The following is a 16129-nucleotide window of genomic DNA, read 5'->3' as shown; positions in this document are numbered from 1 at the left end:
TTCTCCCCCGCGGGTGGGAGCAGTGGGAATACCGCCCGCGTCCATGAGCGTCCAGCGTTGGCCGCGTCGGTCGTCACCCAGTTGGTCACCCGACCGGTCGGCCGGACTGAGGCGGAGGGCGTTTCTGGCGCGTATGCCGTAGCGTCGATGGCATGAAGCCGGTGGTGGTGTCCCTCATAACGTTCGCCGCGTTACTGATCGCGGCGTTCGTCTTCGTTGGCTGGCGTGACCGGAAGCGTTTCTCCTCGCCCGAGGACTCGGCTTCGGCCCGCGATGCCCGGTCTACGCAAGAGCGGTACGCGGCAGAGCGTCATGCCGTCCAAGGTGAGGTATGGCGGCGCGGCCAAAACCCGCCGAGCACCTGAGCGAGCCTCGCGCGAGCAGAAAGCCCTACCTGGCCATCTGTCTGCCGCCGACTCGCCCTCTTGGGGAGCGGGCCGCCGCACGGTCCGCCACCCAACCTCGCCCGGCACGGACCCGGATCCCGGGGTCGGAGCTGGCCACCGGCGGCCACCCCGTGGTCGCCGAGCGGCTGGGGCACGAAAACGCGAACCTGCTCCTGTCGACGTACGGGCACCTGATGCCGGACTCGGAGGAGCGCACCCGCCGCGGTCGATGAGGTGTGGGGTTGTGTGCCCCAGAACGAGGGCACACCTTCTGACCTGTGGGAACCGGCCGGGCTCAGACGTTGAAGCGGAACTCCACGACGTCGCCGTCCTGCATCACGTACTCCTTGCCCTCGATGCGGACCTTGCCCGCCGCCTTGGCCGCCGCCATCGACCCGGCGGCGACCAGGTCGGCGTAGGAGACCACCTCGGCCTTGATGAAGCCGCGCTGGAAGTCGGAGTGGATGACCCCCGCGGCCTCCGGCGCGGTCGCGCCGACCGGGACGGTCCAGGCCCGCGCCTCCTTGGGGCCGGCGGTGAGGTACGTCTGGAGCCCGAGCGTGCGGAAGCCGACCCGGACGAGCTGGTCCAGGCCCGGCTCCTGCTGACCGATCGACTCCAGCAGCTCGCGGGCCTCCTCCTCGGGCAGGTCCACCAGCTCGGACTCGATCTTGGCGTCCATGAAGACGGCCTCGGCCGGGGCGACCAGGGCGCGCAGTTCGTCGAGGAACTCGGCGTTGCCCAGCTCGGCCTCGTCGACGTTGAAGACGTACAGGAAGGGCTTCGTGGTGAGCAGGTGCAGCTCGCGCAGGTGCTCCAGCTCGATGCCCGCGTCCTTGGCACCCGCGTAGAGGGTGACGCCGGTGTCGAGCAGCTCGACGGCCTTCTTGGCGGCGGTCACCGCGGCGGCCCGGTCCTTGCGGAGCTTGGCCTCCTTCTCCAGCCGCGGCACCGCCTTCTCCAGGGTCTGGAGGTCGGCGAGGATCAGCTCGGTGTTGATCGTCTCGATGTCGTCGGCCGGGGAGACCTTGCCGTCGACGTGCACCACGTTCGGGTCGGAGAAGGCCCGCACCACCTGGCAGATCGCCGAGGCGTCGCGGATGTTCGCCAGGAACGCGTTGCCCCGGCCCTGCCCCTTGGAGGCGCCACGCACCAGGCCGGCGATGTCGACGAACGACACGGGGGCGGGCAGCACCTTCTGCGAGCTGAAGATCTCGGCGAGCTTGTGCAGCCGCTCGTCCGGCAGCCCGACAACGCCGACGTTGGGCTCGATGGTGGCGAACGGGTAGTTCGCCGCGAGCACGTCGTTCTTGGTCAGCGCGTTGAACAGGGTGCTCTTGCCGACGTTGGGCAGGCCGACGATGCCGATGGTGAGACTCACGACGAGCCAGCTTACGCCGTTCGCCGCCGCCCTTGGACAGGCAGGTTCCGCACCGGCGGAAAACAGCCGCCGGAGAGCGCCCGACCGTTGTTACGGTGCCACGGTTCCGCGCGAGCGACCCCAAGGAGGCGGGATGAGCCGGCTGCCGGAGCTGTACGTCGCGGTCGACGTGGAGGCGGACGGGCCGATCCCCGGGCCGTACAGCATGATCTCGCTCGGCATGGCCGTCGCCGGCCACCCCGAGCTGACCTTCTACACCGAGCTGAAGCCGATCTCCGACGAGTTCGTGCCGGCCGCGCTCGCCGTCTCCGGCCTGGACCGGGACCGGCTGCTCCGGGAGGCGCCCCCGGCCGAGGAGGCGATGGGCGCCGCCGCGAGATGGGTCAACGGGCTGCGCGAGATCGGCCGCCCGGTGTTCCTCGCCGCCCCGGCCGTCTGGGACGGCATGTTCGTGCACTGGTACTTCACCCGGTTCGCCGGGCACAGCCCGTTCGGCGCCACCGGTTCCGGTGTCGACCTGCGCAGCTACTGGATGGGGCTGACCGGCTGCGAGTGGGTGCGGACCCGCAAGGGCACGATCAAGCACGAGCTGGGCCTGACCGACGTGCCGCACACCCACCACGCCGGGGAGGACGCCGCCGAGCTGGCCCAGGTCTTCGACGCGGCCCTGCGTCGCCGCAGCCGGGAGCGGTAGGAGTCAGCCGAGCAGGCGCGGCCCGATCGGGGTCTCCCGCACGCTGCCGTCCGGGCCACGGCTGACCTCGTACGCGCAGACGCCCGGACGGTCCGCGACCGCCTCGACCAGCCGCTCGCCCCGGTAGAGCAGGCCGGTGCCGTCGTCGGTGCAGTGCGCGGTCGGCAGCGTGCCGTCGCCGACCAGCCGGTGCATCAGCGGCCGGCGCTGCTCCTCGCTGTCGTAGTGCACGCCGTTGCCGTAGGGCAGCCAGCCCAGCCCGTCGGTGAAGCCGCGCAGCGTGGTGCCGAAGCTGTCGGTGGCGCCGCCGGCGTGCCAGCAGATCGAGCCGGCGGAGACGCCGCCCAGCACGACGCCGGCCTCCCAGCACTCCCGCAGGATCTCGCCGAGGCCGTGCACCCGCCACACCGCGCAGAGGTTCGCGACGCTGCCACCGCCCACCCACACGACGTCCTGGGCGAGCAGGTGGGCGCGGATGTCGTCGACGTTCGGCATCGGGAAGAGCGCCAGGTGCGTCATCCGGAACCGGCTGCCGGCGAACGCCTCGTAGACCCGGGCCAGCGTGGTCGGCTGGTCGCCCTCGGCCTGGTTGAGGAAGCAGAGCCTCGGCTCGGGCCCGGCCCCGGCCAACTCGGCGGCGAGGTCGAAGACGGGGTTGACCCGCCGGGCCCCGCCGTCGTGGCGGGGAGCGTAGATGCCCATGCTGGTGGCGAGGATGGTCGGTTCGCTGGCGGGCACGGTCGTCCTTCCGTCGGTTGTCGGCGCCGCCCATCCTGCCGCGCCGTCGGTCAGTCGCGGGGGCCGGGCTGGCGCGGGACGACCGGCTCGATCCGCAGGGCGCCCGGTGCCAGTGCCCCGGCGGCGGCGAGCGGCAACGTGAAGCGGGCCTCGGCGGCGGGACCCGCCGCGTACGACTCGCGGAGCATCCAGCGCACCTCGTCGGCCGTCCAGCCCAGCCCGGGACGGCCGGCGATCTCCCGGACCAGGCGCAGCGCCACCCGGGTGTCGTCGTCGTAGAAGCGCATGCACCAGTGGTGCACCCACATGCCCAGCGCGCGGAGCCCGTCGGCGTCCAGCGAACGCACCAGCCGACCGCAGGCGGTGTCGCCGAACGCCCGACCCGGGTCACCGGCCCGGTCCCGCTCGATCGCGCCGACGGCGGACGGGGCTACCGCGCGCATCCGGTCGTAGAAGCCCTGCACCACCGCGTCGTCCAGCGGGGGGTGCCCGTCCCGTGTCGACGCCGCTTCCCGACCCGCCACGCTCGCCATTGCCGCACCCCTTCTTGAGTTGGTGACCGGACGGTACCGGCCACAACCGACACTTTCCGCGCCGGACGTCCCGTTCCCACCCGCACGGCCGCGTCCGATTTCCGCGAGCCGAGGGCGCCGAGCAGGGGCATCATCGGTGACGTGGAATTGGACTTCGAGCGGTGCTACCGGGCCGTCGACAGCCGCGACCAGCGGTTCGACGGCTGGTTCTACACCGGCGTGACCTCGACCGGGATCTACTGCCGGCCGTCCTGCCCCGCGATGACGCCGAAGCGGCAGAACGTCCGGTTCTTCCCCTCCGCCGCGGCGGCCCAGGGCGCCGGGCTGCGCGCCTGCCGGCGGTGCCGGCCGGACGCCGCCCCCGGCTCCCCGCACTGGGACGTCCGGGCGGACGTGGTCGGCCGGGCGATGCGGCTCATCGCCGACGGGGTCGTCGACCGGGACGGTATCCCGGGGCTGGCCGCCCGGCTCGGCTACACCGAGCGGCACCTGCACCGGATGCTGCGGGCGGAGATGGGCGCCGGCCCCCTCGCCCTGGCCCGGGCGCAGCGCGCGCAGACCGCCCGCACCCTGATCGAGACCACCGGCCTGGGCATGGCGGAGATCGCGTTCGCCGCCGGGTTCGGCAGCGTCCGGCAGTTCAACGACACGGTCCGCGAGGTGTACGGGACGGCCCCGTCCGAGCTGCGTACCGCCCGCGGCCGGTGCGCCGCGCCGGGCGGGGCGGGCACCATCACGCTGCGGCTCGCGTACCGCCCGCCGCTGCACGCGGGGGCGCTGCTGGACTTCCTCGCGCTGCGCGCGCTGCCCGGCGTCGAGGAGGTGCGCGACGGGACGTACCGCCGGGGCCTGCGGCTGCCGCACGGCCCGGGCGAGGCGACCCTGACCCCGGCGGACGGGCACGTGAGCGCCACGCTGCGGCTCACCGACATGCGCGACCTGGCCCCCGCGGTGGCCCGCTGCCGCCGCCTGCTCGACCTCGACGCCGACCCGGTCGCCGTCGACGGCACCCTCGCCGCCGACCCGGCCCTCGCCGGGGCGGTCGCCGCCGAGCCGGGCATCCGCCTCCCCCGCTCGGTCGACGGCTTCGAGATGGCCCTGCGCGCGATCGTCGGCCAGCAGGTCTCCGTCCGCTCGGCCCGCACCACCCTCACCCGCCTGCTGGACCACCTCCGTCCGCCCGGCCCCGACCCTTCCGACACCGGGGAGGGGCCCGGGCCGTGGCTGGCCGGCTTCCCCACCGCCGAGGAGGTGCTCGGGGCGCCGGACGAGGTGTTCGGGATGCCGGCGGGGCGGCGGGCGACGATCCGGGCCCTGGCCGGGGCCGTCGCCGACGGGTCGCTGGACCTGGCGCCCGGCGGGAACCGGGAGGAGAGCGTCCGGCGGCTGCTGGCGCTGCCCGGGATCGGCCCCTGGACCGCCGGCTACGTCGCGATGCGCGCCCTCGGCGACCCGGACGTCCTCCTCCCCACCGACCTCGCGGTACGCCGGGGCGCCGCCGCCCTCGGCCTGCCCGACGACCCGAAGACCCTCGACGCGTACGCCGACCGCTGGCGCCCCTGGCGCTCGTACGCGGTGATCCGACTCTGGAGAGCAGCATGAGCATGAACGACAGCACCGTCGTCGACACCCCCGCCGGACCGCTCAGCATCGTGGCCGGCCCAAACGGGGCGGTCCGGGCGGCGGGCTTCACCGGCGAACCCGAGCACCTGCTCCCCCTGGTGCACCCGACGCTGCGGGCCCCGCTGCGACGCCGGGTCGACCTCGGCCCGGTGACCGCCGCCGTCGCGGCCTACCTGGACGGCGAGCTGACCGCGATCGACACCGTGCCGGTGGAGCAGCACACCGGCGGCGTCTTCATGGCGCACGCCTGGCAGGTGCTGCGCGAGGTGAAGCCGGGTGATCCGGTGACCTACACCGGGTTCGCCGGGCTGGCCGGCCGCCCCGCGGCCGTACGGGCCGCCGCGGCGGCCTGCGCCCGCAACGCGGTCGCCCTGTTCGTCCCCTGTCACCGGGTGCTGCGCACCGACGGGACGCTCGGCGGCTACCGCTGGGGGCTGGACGTGAAGAAGTGGCTTCTCGGGCACGAGCGGCCGTGACGGGAAGCTGACAGCGGCGCCGCACCCGTTTGCCGCTACCGTCGGGTAGTGCCTGCGGACGGCGACGGCAACCCGGCTCCCCGGGGGGTCGAGGCCGGCCCGCATCCGCTGCGCAACCTCTGGCGGCTGCGCCACTACCTGCGCCCCCACGCGGCCGAGTTCGGCTGGCTGCTGCTGGCCGGGCTCGCCGCCACCGGGGCGGGCATCGCCGTACCGCTGGTGACGCAGCGGGTGGTGGACGGCCCGGTCGCCCGGCAGGACCCGGCCGGGCTGTTCCGGCTGGCCGGGCTGGCGCTGCTGCTCGGCCTGGTCGAGGCGCTGCTGATCTTCATCCGGCGCTGGGTGCAGTCGTCGTCCTCGATGCGGATCGAGGCGGCGATCCGCGCCGACGTCTACGCCCACCTGCAGCGGCTGCCGGCCAGCTTCCACGACCGGTGGCAGTCCGGCCAGCTCCTGTCCCGGATCACCAGCGACCTCTCGGTGCTGCGCCGGTTCCTCTCCTTCGGCATGTTCTTCCTGGTCCTCAACCTGGTGACCTACCTGGCCGTGGTGGCGCTGCTGATCCGGCTGCACCCCGCGCTGGGGCTGCTGGTGGCGGCGAGCGCGGTGCCGCTGTTCCTGATCACCCGGCGCTTCGCCCGGCGCTACCACGCCGCCTCCCGCCGGATGCAGGACCAGCAGGGCGACGTGGCCACGCTGGTCGAGGAGACCGCGCAGGGGCTGCGCACGATGAAGGCGTACGGGCGGGGGCGGGAACTGGCCGCCCGGTTCGCGGCCGACGCCTGGGCGCTGCACGACACCGGGGTCGGCAAGGGCCGGCTGCTGGCCCGCACCTCCGCCCTGCTCGACCTGGTGCCGAACCTGACCCTGGGCGTGGTGCTGGTGGCCGGCGCGGCGGCCACCGCCGGGGGCGTGCTGACCATCGGCGAGCTGGTCGCGTTCGTCAGCCTCCAGCTGATGCTGATCTGGCCGGTGCAGTCGCTGGGCTGGATCGTCGCCAACGGCCAGGAGGCGGCGACCGCCGCCGACCGGGTGCTGGAGGTGCTGGACAGCCCACCCGCCATCGTGGACGCCCCGGGCGCGGTCGCCCTGGGCCGCGGCGAGGTGCGCGGCCGGCTGCGCTTCGAGCGGGTCTCGTTCCGCTACCCGGGCACCGCGACGCCGGTGCTGCGGGAGGTCGACCTGACCGTCGAGCCGGGCGAGACCGTGGCGCTGGTCGGGGCGACCGGCTGCGGCAAGAGCACACTGCTCTCCCTGGTGCCCCGGCTGCACGACGTGACCGGTGGCCGGATCACCCTGGACGGGCACGACCTGCGCGACCTGCGGCTGTCCTCGCTGCGCCGGCTGGTCGGGGTGGCCTTCGAGGAGCCGACGCTGTTCTCCATGTCGGTGTGGGAGAACCTCACCCTGGGCCGGCCGGAGGCCGGGGAGGACGAGGTCCGGGCCGCCCTCACGCTGGCCCAGGCGGACTTCGCGTACGAGCTGCCGTGGGGGCTGGCCACCCGGGTGGGCGAGCAGGGGCTGTCGCTCTCCGGCGGGCAACGCCAGCGGCTGGCCCTGGCCCGGGCGGTGCTCGGCCGGCCGGCGCTGCTCGTGCTGGACGACCCGCTCTCCGCGCTCGACGTGCACACCGAGGCGCTGGTGGAGGCCGCGTTGAAGCGGGTGCTGCGCAGCACGACCGCGCTGCTGGTGGTCCACCGGCCCTCCACGATCGCCCTCGCCGACCGGGTGGCGCTGCTGGAGGGGGGCCGGATCACCGCCGTCGGGCGGCACTCCGAACTGCTCGCCGACGTGCCGGCGTACCGCGCGGTGCTCTCCGCCGAGCCGGCCCCGGCGCCGCCCGACGGTCGCGGCCTGGTGCGGTCGTGACCGGCGGGGCCGCCCACCCGGGCGGGGCGGACCTCGCCCGGTGGCGCGGCGTCGCCACCGACCCCGACGCCGACCGCAGCCACGCCGAGGACACCACGCCGGAGGCGGTGGCCCGGCTCCGGGCCCGCAGCCGGGTGCTGCTGCGCGACCTGCTGCGCCCGCACCGGCGCCGGCTCGGGCTGGCCGTCGCGCTGCTGCTCGGCCAGAACGCCGCCGCGATGGCCGGGCCGTACCTCGTCATGCTCGGCATCGACCGGGCCATCGCGCCGCTGCGGGCCGGCGAGCCCGGCCCGCTGCTGGCCGTCGCCGCCGCGTTCGCCGCCGCCACCGTCGTCGAGTACGCCGCCCGCCGGGGGTTCCTCACCCTCTCCGCGCGGATCGGCCAGGCCATCCTGCTCGACCTCCGCCAGCGGGTGTACGGCCACTTCCTGCGCCTGTCGGTGGCGTTCCACGAGCGGTACACCTCCGGCCGGATGGTCTCCCGGCTCACCAGCGACCTGGACTCGATCGGGGAACTGGTCGGCGGCGGCATCGACGGCCTGGTGCTGGCGGTGCTGTCGATCCTGTCGGTGGCCGGCATCCTGCTCTGGCTGGACCCGCCGCTGGCCGCGGTGACCCTGCTCGCGTTCCCGTTCCTGTTCTGGCTGTCCCGCTGGTTCGCGCGGGCGTCGGCGGACGCGTGGCGGCGCACCCGGGAGACCGTGGCGCTGGTCATCGTCCACTTCGTCGAGTCGATGCGGGGCATCCGGGCGGTGCAGGCGTTCCGCCGGGAGCCGCGCAACCAGCGGATCTTCGCGGCGGTCAACGACGACTACCGGGTGGCGAGCCGGCACGCGTTCCGGCTGATGGCGACGTACTCGCCGGGGATCAAGGTGATCGGCAACGTGACCGTGGCGGTGGTGCTCTGCTACGGCGGTTGGCGGGTGCTCGGCGGGGCGACCGAGATCGGGGTGCTGGCCGCGTTCCTGCTCTACCTGCGGCGGTTCTTCGAGCCGATGCAGGAGCTGAGCCAGTTCTACAACTCGTTGCAGTCGGCCACGGCGGCCCTGGAGAAACTGGCCGGGGTGCTCGACGAGCGGCCCTCGGTGGCCGAGCCGGCCCGGCCCGTGCCGCTGCCCACCGGGCCGGGGCGCGGGGCGGTCGCCTTCCGCGCGGTCACCTTCGGCTACCGCCCGGACGCGCCCATCCTCGCCGGGCTCGACCTCGCCGTCCCGGCCGGGCAGACCGTGGCGTTGATCGGGCCGACCGGCGCCGGCAAGTCGACCGTCGCCAAGCTGCTCGCCCGGTTCCACGACCCGCTCGCCGGCACGGTCAGCCTGGACGGCGTCGACCTGCGCGAGGTCGCCGACGCCGAGCTGCGCCGCGCGGTGGTGCTGGTGACCCAGGAGACCCACCTCTTCGGCGGGACGGTCGCGGAGAACATCCGGTTCGGCCGTCCCGGCGCCGACGACGCCGCCGTGGAGGCCGCCGCCCGGGCGATCGGCGCGCACGACTTCATCGCGGCCCTCCCCGAGGGGTACGCCACGCAGGTGCACCGGCGCGGCGGCCGGCTCTCCGCCGGGCAGCGGCAGCTCGTCGCGTTCGCCCGGGCGTTCCTGGCCGACCCGGCGGTGCTGGTCCTGGACGAGGCGACCTCCTCGCTGGACGTGCCGACCGAGCGGCTGGTGCAGCGCGCCCTCGGCACCGTCCTGCGCGACCGCACCGCCCTGGTGATCGCGCACCGGCTCTCCACTGTGGAGACGGCCGACCGGGTGCTGGTGCTCGACGGCGGCCGGATCGTCGAGGACGGCCCGCCCGGCCGGCTCGCCGCCGCCGGCGGCCGTTACGCCGCCCTGCACCGGCAGTGGCGCGACTCGCTGGTGTGAGCCACGGTCCGTGGCGCCCCGCCGCCCACGGTCGGCGGGCCCCACGAAGATCACCGGTGCCACTAGACTCACCGCGCCGAGCGGATCGTCCACCGGGTGGTCGTCCCGACGGCGGCGACGGGGGAGGTTGCGAGTGCGGTTCGGACGACGGGTGATGGTGGCCGGGGTGGTCGTCGCCTGCGCGCTGGGGGCGGCGGCGGTCGCCGGGATGCCGTTCGGCGACGCCGGCCGGACGCCGGCCACGCCCACCGCGCAGGAATCCCCGGCGCCGCCGGGCGACGACGCCGCCCCGACGGGCGCGCCGGCCCGCGCCGACAGCGGACTCGGCAACCGCCCCGGAGGCGGCGCCACGCCGGGCGCGGCGGCGACCCTCCGGGCCCGACCGGCCGCCGAGGTCGCCGCCGACAGCCCCGCCTCGGTCTCCTACCTGCGCGACCGCTACCGGGTCGACGCCGGCGAGGCGGCCCGGCGGCTCGCCCTCCAAGAGCTGTCCGCGCCGCTGGCCGCCCGGCTCGCCACGGAGTTCCCCGCCGCGTACGGCGGGATGTGGCTGGACCAGGCCGCCGGCGGCGTGCTGACCGTCGCCGCCACCGGCGTCGAACCGATCCGGGCGGCGCTGACCGGCATGCCGGACGCGGCGCACGTCCGGGTGGTGCCGGTGCGCCACCCGCTGCGGCAGCTCACCGAGGCGGCGACCCGGCTGGCCACCGCGCTCGACGCCACGGCCGGCGCCGACGTGGTGGTGGACGAGCGGGCCAACGAGGTCGTCGTGCTGACCGGCGACCGGATCGCCGCCGACGATCCCCGGCTGGCCGACGCGCTGCGCGCCGCCGGGGTGCCGGCCCGCGCGCAGGCCCGGGTCGCCGACACCGTGGTGCAGAAGGCCTGCGACCCGCGTGACTGCGCGCAGGCGCCGATGCGCGGCGGCATCCGGCTGGACGTGCCGCGCGACGACGGCACCGTGGGCGGCTGCACGACGGGCTTCAACGTGCTCGTCGGGCTGCGCGACCCGTACGTGCTGACGGCGGGGCACTGTGTCGTCGGGGGGCGGCACCAACTGGTGGACCGCACCTGGCACCAGTTCCTCGGCCCGAAGGTGCCGATGACCGTCGAGTCGTCGAGGTCGGGGCTGGCCGAGAACGCCTACCCGTACGACTACGCGATCATGCCGTACCAGCCGGGCGCGATCGGGCGGTGGGCGTACCCGGCGGGGGCCACGCAGGTGCCCAGCCTGGTCAACTACTGGTGCGTGCCGGACAGCACCGGGTGCGCCACCCGGGGCAGCCGCGACGTGGCGATCACCGGGCACGTGCCGTGGAGCGCCATCCAGCCCGGCTGGGTGGTCTGCGCCACCGGGGCGGCGTACACGCCGAAGGCCGGCGAGCAGTACGTCGACTCGGGCGCCGGGGCCGGCTACGTGCCCGGCACCCGCTGCGGGGAGATCATCGGCAAGACCAGCGGCGGCATCGACGTGCGCATCTGCGCCCGCCCGGGCGACAGCGGCGGCCCGCTCTTCACCGAGGCCGACGGCAAGGCGCTGGGCATCCTGTCGCACGGCGACCCGGGGCAGGGCGCGTGCACCAACCCGAACGAGCGCAACTCGTACGCCCCGGTCTCCACGATCCTCGACCGGGCGAACGCCCGCACCTACGGGGGCCTGCGGATCCGGCTGGCCACCAAGGGCCCGCTGAGCGGCCCGGCCCCCCGCTGAGCGGCCCGGCCCCCCGCTGACCCGGCCGGCGGCCCGTTGACCGGGTCGCCGGCACCGGGGCCGGTCGACCGTCGCGCCGGCGGCTCACCAGCGGTCGACGTGCAGGACCTCGTCCAGGGGCTGCCGCCGCGCCGGCCGGAAGCCCTCCCCGGTGTGGAACGCGGTGGGGATCAGCGCGGCCTGGCGCACGGTCGCGGGCAGCCCGAGCAGCTCGGCGACCTCCGCCTCGTACGCCAGGTGCAGCGTGGTCCAGGCGGTGCCGAGGCCGCGCGCCCGGGCGGCGAGCATGTAGCTCCACGCGGCCGGCAGCACCGACCCCCAGAGCCCCGCCTGGTTGCCGGCCGGCAGCTCGCCGGAGTCCACCTCGACGCACGGGACGAGCAGCACCGGCACCTGCCCCATCCGGTCGGCGAGCCAGGCCACGCTCTCCCCCACCCGGCGCTGCACCTCGGCCCGCTCCGGGTCGTCGGCGAAGAGCCGGGCGGCCGAGCGCTCCGAGGCGAGGTAGCCGTGCGCCGCGCGCTGGTAGATCCGGCCGATCAGGTCCCGCTTCGCCGGGTCGGTCACCACGATCCACTGCCAGCCCTGCCGGTTCGACCCGGACGGCGCCTGGAGGGCGATCTCCAGACACTCGCGGACCAGCTCCATCGGCACGGGTCGGGTGAGGTCCAGCCGCCTGCGGACCGAGCGGGTGGTGGTGAGCAGCTCGTCGGGGCTCAGCGGGAGTGTCGGCACGACATCCATCGTGGCACGCCGGTTAACCCGTGGTCCGGCCGTTGGCCGGTGCCTACGATCGACGGATGACTGATACGGCGAGGACGGCCCGCGCCGGCGTCCCCGAGCGTCCGACCCTGGACGGGCTCGAGGAGACCTGGGCGCGCCGCTGGCAGGAGGAGGGCACGTACGCGTTCGACCGCTCGAAGGAGCGGACGGACGTGTACGCGATCGACACCCCGCCGCCGACCGTATCCGGCGAGCTGCACATGGGCCACGTCTTCTCGTACACGCACACCGACATCGTGGCCCGGTTCCAGCGGATGCGCGGGCGGGCGGTGTTCTACCCGATGGGCTGGGACGACAACGGCCTGCCGACCGAGCGCCGGGTGCAGAACGTCCACGGCGTGCGCTGCGACCCGACGCTGCCGTACGACCCGTCGTGGATGCCGCCGGCCGCCCCCGTCGACGACGCCGCCCGCCGGGACCCGACGCCGGTCTCCCGGCGCAACTTCATCGAGCTGTGCGAGCGGCTGACGGTCGCCGACGAGCAGGTCTTCGAGGCGCTGTGGCGGCGGCTCGGGCTGTCCGTGGACTGGACGCTGACGTACACGACGATCGGGCGGGTGGCCCGGGCGACCTCGCAGCGGGCGTTCCTGCGCAACCTGGCCCGGGGCGAGGCGTACCAGGCGGAGGCCCCGACACTGTGGGACGTCGGGTTCGCCACCGCCGTCGCCCAGGCGGAGCTGGAGGACCGGGAGCGGCCCGGGGCGTACCACCGGCTGCGGTTCGCCGGGCCGGCCGGGCGCGAGGTGCTGATCGACACCACCCGGCCGGAGCTGCTGCCGGCCTGCGTGGCGCTGGTCTGCCACCCCGACGACGAGCGGTACGCGGACCTGGTCGGCGGCACCGCGCGTACGCCGGTGTTCGGGGTCGAGGTGCCGGTGCGGGCGCACCCGCTGGCGGACCCGGCCAAGGGCACCGGCATCGCGATGGTCTGCACGTTCGGCGACCTGACCGACGTGACCTGGTGGCGGGAGCTGCGACTGGACACCCGGGTGGTGATCGGCCGGGACGGCCGGCTGCTGCCGGAGGCGCCCGCCGGGGTGCCGACGCAGCCCTACGCGGCGCTGGCCGGGCAGACCGTCAACGGTGCCCGGCGGACGCTGGTGCAGCTGCTCGCCGACGCCGGCGACCTGGTCGGCGAGCCGCGCCCGATCACCCACCCGGTGAAGTTCTACGAGCGCGGCGACCGGCCGCTGGAGATCGTCTCGACCCGGCAGTGGTATCTGCGCAACGGCGGCCGGGACGTCGCCCTGCGCGAGGAACTGCTGGCCCGGGGCGGGGAGCTGCGCTGGGTGCCGGAGCACATGCGGCACCGCTACGAGCACTGGGTGGGCGGCCTGACCGGTGACTGGCTGGTCAGCCGGCAGCGCTTCTTCGGCGTGCCGGTGCCGGTGTGGTACCGGCTCGACGACGCTGGCGAGCCGGACTACACCCACCCTCTCACGCCGGACGAGTCCGCGCTGCCGGTCGACCCGTCCAGCGACGCCCCGCCCGGGTTCGAGGAGTCCCGGCGCGGCCGGCCGGGTGGCTTCGTCGGCGACCCGGACGTGCTCGACACCTGGGCCACCTCGTCGCTGACCCCGCAGATCGTGGGCGGCTGGGAGACCGACCCGGACCTGTTCGCGCGGGTCTTCCCGATGGACCTGCGCCCGCAGGGGCAGGAGATCATCCGAACCTGGCTCTTCTCCACCGTGGTCCGCTCGCACCTGGAGCACGGGGTGCTGCCCTGGCGGGACGCGGTGCTCTCCGGCTGGATCCTGGACCCGGACCGCAAGAAGATGTCCAAGTCCAAGGGGAACGTGGTCACCCCGATGGCGTTGCTGGAGCAGCACGGCTCCGACGCGGTGCGGTACTGGGCGGCGAACGGCAAGCCGGGCATGGACCTCGCCTTCGACCCGGCCCAGATCAAGGTCGGCCGGCGGCTGGCCACCAAGCTGCTCAACGCGTCGAGGTTCGCCCTCGGGCTGGGCGCCGCCGACGCGTTGCGCGCCCCGGCGACCGAGCCGCTGGACCGCGCCATGCTCGCCGAACTGTCCGGGGTGGTCGCCGCCGCGACCGCCGCGCTGGAGGCGTACGACCACACGGCGGCGTTGCAGGTGGCCGAGTCGTTCTTCTGGCGGTTCTGCGACGACTACATCGAGTTGGTGAAGGAGCGCGCCTACGGCTCCGGGCCGGGGGCGGACTCGGCCCGGGCGGCGCTGGCCACCGCGCTCTCGGTGCAGTTGCGGCTGTTCGCCCCGGTGCTGCCGTACGCGACCGAGGAGGTCTGGTCCTGGTGGCGCTACGGCTCGGTGCACCGCGCGCCCTGGCCGACCACGTACGAGGTGGGCCGGGCGATCGAGGGCACCGGCGAGCCGGAGCTGCTGCGGCTGGCCGGGGACGCGCTCAGCCAGGTCCGCCGGGCCAAGTCGGAGCGAAAGCTGTCGATGCGGGCGGAGGTGCCGCTGGCCGAGGCGCTCGGCCCGGCGGCCCTGCTGGACCAGCTCACCGTGATCGCCGACGACCTCCGCGCCGCCGGCCGGATCACGAAGCTGGACCTGCTCCCCGACCGCACCCCGGAACTGGTGATCGCCTGCGCCTTCTGAGCGCGGCCCCGCCGCGCCCGACGGGGCGCGGCGGGGTCACCAGCCGCGCAGCAGGCGCAGGCCGAGGAGGAAGGCGACGACGGCGGGGCCGACCAGCAGGGTGATCGCCTGGAGCCGGTACGGCATCCGGTGCCGGGTCAGCTCCACCGCGTTGCCCAGCACGATCACCCCGGCCAGCATCAGGAACGCGCCCCACATCGGGGCGATCCCCACGTCGACCAGGCCGATGCGGGTCAGTTGCAGCGTCCCGCCGAGCAGCAGGGCGCCGGCCAGCGCCAGCAGGGCGACCGCCCGGTGCAGCCCCCGGGCCAGCGGGTGGACCGGCCGCCAGTGGTAGGTGCCGGCGACCGCCAGGCACGGCAGGACGACCATCAGCGGCCAGCCCCTGCCGAACGCGCCGAACATCAGCAGCGCCCCGACCGCGAACACCAGCGCGCCGAGGCAGGCGGCCACGTAGCCGGCGAAGGCGCGCCCGCCGCCCCGGGCCAGCAGCGGCCCGCCGGCGGCGGCGATCAGTGCCCCGGGGATCAGCACGAACCCCGCCCACCAGTGGAAGTGCCCGCTGGCCTGGGCGGCCGTGGTGGTCGCCGCCGCCGCGAGCCCGGCGACCGCCAGGCTGACCAGCCGGTGCCGGCCGGTACCGGGGTAGGAATCGCGCGACATGACCAGACCCGCTTCCGCACTCACTTCCACAGCCTCGCCTGGCGGCGCGGCCCGGTCCATCCGGCCAGCCCTACCATCGTGGGTCGGGCCGCCCGGACGGCCGTCACGCGAGGGTCAGCTCGTCTCGCCGGCCACGCTGAACGAGCGGAGCCGGTCGATCGCCAGCACGGTGAAGCCCACGCTGATCAGCGCGGTCATCACCGCCGCCACGGGCACCGAGACGCTGGCCTCCAGCAGCCCGGTGGGGGCCAGCCGGTCGGCGAGGGCGATCACGTACTGCTGGATGGAGAGCACCTGGGTGCCGGTGACGACGTTGCCGAGCAGCCCCTCCCAGATGAGCACGTAGACCAGGCCGAGCAGCACGGGCCGCCGGGTGAGCAGGCTCAGCGCCAGGAACAGCGCCGAGTACGCCAGCGCACCGACCGCCGCCGCGGCGGCGAGCGCCAGGCCGAGGCGTACGGAGTGGGCGAGCACGCCCGCGACGTAGAGCGGCACCGCGACCGTGACCGCCGTGACGCCGGTCGCCACCGCCAGCTTCGGCAGCACGATCTGCCAGCGCGGCAGCGGCTTGGTCAGGATGTGCACGACCGTGCCGTCGTCGATCTCGGCCCCCAGCACGCCCGTGCCGACGATCAGCGCGACCACCGGCAGCACCACGGCCAGGCCGAGGCCGACCAGCACCGGCGGGCCCCACTCGCCCGGGTCCACCCCGAGCGAGCGGGAGAGCACGGCGAGCACCACCAGCACCGCCGGGAGCGGCACCAGCAGGAGGAACCGGCGACGCCCGAACAGCCCCCGCGCGGTGATCCAGGAAACGGTAGACAT

14 protein-coding genes are annotated in these 16129 nt (G+C 75.0%); 8 read left to right on the top strand and 6 right to left on the bottom strand.

Annotated elements, in window-relative coordinates:
• The first annotated feature begins 152 nt into the window (after window positions 1-152).
• Complete coding sequence (locus ABZ793_RS11585) at window positions 153-365, top strand: hypothetical protein (protein WP_357455554.1); 213 nt, start codon at window positions 153-155, stop codon at window positions 363-365.
• 316 nt (window positions 366-681) lie between these two features.
• Here the strand turns inward: ABZ793_RS11585 and ychF are convergent, their stop codons facing one another.
• Window positions 682-1767, bottom strand: a complete 1086-nt coding sequence (gene ychF / locus ABZ793_RS11580; protein ID WP_350703927.1) for a redox-regulated ATPase YchF — start codon at window positions 1765-1767, stop codon at window positions 682-684.
• Window positions 1768-1900: 133 nt separating this feature from the next.
• On the opposite strand from ychF, the gene ABZ793_RS11575 reads away from it, so the two are divergent.
• On the top strand, window positions 1901-2461 hold the full coding sequence (locus tag ABZ793_RS11575) for an exonuclease (RefSeq protein WP_357455550.1): 561 nt from the start codon (window positions 1901-1903) through the stop codon (window positions 2459-2461).
• A gap of 3 nt (window positions 2462-2464) precedes the next feature.
• On the opposite strand, the gene ABZ793_RS11570 is transcribed toward ABZ793_RS11575, so the two are convergent.
• Both ABZ793_RS11570 and ABZ793_RS11565 read right to left on the bottom strand, forming a co-directional pair.
• Window positions 2465-3199, bottom strand: coding sequence for a peptidase E (locus tag ABZ793_RS11570; RefSeq protein ID WP_357455547.1), 735 nt, complete (start codon window positions 3197-3199; stop codon window positions 2465-2467).
• A 50-nt stretch (window positions 3200-3249) separates the two neighbouring features.
• Window positions 3250-3732, bottom strand: a complete 483-nt coding sequence (locus ABZ793_RS11565) for a hypothetical protein (protein WP_350703931.1) — start codon at window positions 3730-3732, stop codon at window positions 3250-3252.
• 141 nt (window positions 3733-3873) lie between these two features.
• On the opposite strand from ABZ793_RS11565, the gene ABZ793_RS11560 reads away from it, so the two are divergent.
• The 5 genes from ABZ793_RS11560 (at window position 3874) to ABZ793_RS11540 (ending at window position 11276) form a co-directional block, all read left to right on the top strand.
• A complete protein-coding gene (locus tag ABZ793_RS11560) occupies window positions 3874-5334 on the top strand; it encodes an AlkA N-terminal domain-containing protein (protein WP_357455543.1) in 1461 nt (486 codons plus the stop codon).
• Complete coding sequence (locus ABZ793_RS11555; protein WP_357455540.1) at window positions 5331-5831, top strand: methylated-DNA--[protein]-cysteine S-methyltransferase; 501 nt, start codon at window positions 5331-5333, stop codon at window positions 5829-5831. Before ABZ793_RS11560 ends, ABZ793_RS11555 begins: the two co-directional genes overlap by 4 nt.
• A gap of 48 nt (window positions 5832-5879) precedes the next feature.
• The gene (locus tag ABZ793_RS11550; RefSeq protein ID WP_357455536.1) at window positions 5880-7700 is read left to right on the top strand and encodes an ABC transporter ATP-binding protein; all 1821 of its coding nucleotides are present in this window, start codon (window positions 5880-5882) and stop codon (window positions 7698-7700) included.
• Window positions 7697-9565: an ABC transporter ATP-binding protein gene (locus ABZ793_RS11545; protein WP_357455533.1), complete on the top strand. Its 1869-nt coding sequence runs from the start codon at window positions 7697-7699 to the stop codon at window positions 9563-9565. Before ABZ793_RS11550 ends, ABZ793_RS11545 begins: the two co-directional genes overlap by 4 nt.
• Before the next feature lie 133 nt (window positions 9566-9698).
• Window positions 9699-11276, top strand: coding sequence for a trypsin-like serine protease (locus tag ABZ793_RS11540; RefSeq protein WP_357455529.1), 1578 nt, complete (start codon window positions 9699-9701; stop codon window positions 11274-11276).
• An 84-nt stretch (window positions 11277-11360) separates the two neighbouring features.
• Here the strand turns inward: ABZ793_RS11540 and ABZ793_RS11535 are convergent, their stop codons facing one another.
• Complete coding sequence (locus ABZ793_RS11535; RefSeq protein ID WP_357455526.1) at window positions 11361-12011, bottom strand: nitroreductase family protein; 651 nt, start codon at window positions 12009-12011, stop codon at window positions 11361-11363.
• Window positions 12012-12076: 65 nt separating this feature from the next.
• Here ABZ793_RS11535 and valS point away from each other — a divergent pair, with 65 nt between their 5' ends.
• Window positions 12077-14641 carry a valine--tRNA ligase gene (gene valS / locus ABZ793_RS11530; RefSeq protein ID WP_357455523.1) on the top strand — a complete coding sequence of 855 codons (2565 nt, stop codon included), beginning with the start codon at window positions 12077-12079 and terminating at the stop codon, window positions 14639-14641.
• A 36-nt stretch (window positions 14642-14677) separates the two neighbouring features.
• On the opposite strand, the gene ABZ793_RS11525 is transcribed toward valS, so the two are convergent.
• Window positions 14678-15304 (bottom strand): hypothetical protein, encoded by a 627-nt coding sequence (locus ABZ793_RS11525; protein ID WP_357455520.1) that lies wholly within the window; start codon window positions 15302-15304, stop codon window positions 14678-14680.
• Window positions 15305-15418: 114 nt separating this feature from the next.
• Window positions 15419-16129 carry an ABC transporter permease gene (locus ABZ793_RS11520; protein ID WP_357455517.1) on the bottom strand — a complete coding sequence of 237 codons (711 nt, stop codon included), beginning with the start codon at window positions 16127-16129 and terminating at the stop codon, window positions 15419-15421.

Origin of the sequence: Micromonospora sp. NPDC047465 (assembly GCF_040643125.1) — a bacterium.
Taxonomy (GTDB): Bacteria; Actinomycetota; Actinomycetes; order Mycobacteriales; family Micromonosporaceae; genus Micromonospora.
Note: the sequence above shows the minus strand (reverse complement) of the source record. Positions and strands in the feature narration are given on the sequence as shown.

Coding starts and splice junctions, on each gene's coding strand:
- valS (WP_357455523.1), top strand. CDS start 12,077: ATGACTGATACGGCGAGGACGGCCCGCGCCGGCGTCCCCGAGCGTCCG.
- ABZ793_RS11520 (WP_357455517.1), bottom strand. CDS start 16,129: ATGTCTACCGTTTCCTGGATCACCGCGCGGGGGCTGTTCGGGCGTCGC.
- ABZ793_RS11525 (WP_357455520.1), bottom strand. CDS start 15,304: ATGTCGCGCGATTCCTACCCCGGTACCGGCCGGCACCGGCTGGTCAGC.
- ABZ793_RS11565 (WP_350703931.1), bottom strand. CDS start 3,732: ATGGCGAGCGTGGCGGGTCGGGAAGCGGCGTCGACACGGGACGGGCAC.
- ABZ793_RS11575 (WP_357455550.1), top strand. CDS start 1,901: ATGAGCCGGCTGCCGGAGCTGTACGTCGCGGTCGACGTGGAGGCGGAC.
- ABZ793_RS11555 (WP_357455540.1), top strand. CDS start 5,331: ATGAGCATGAACGACAGCACCGTCGTCGACACCCCCGCCGGACCGCTC.
- ABZ793_RS11585 (WP_357455554.1), top strand. CDS start 153: ATGAAGCCGGTGGTGGTGTCCCTCATAACGTTCGCCGCGTTACTGATC.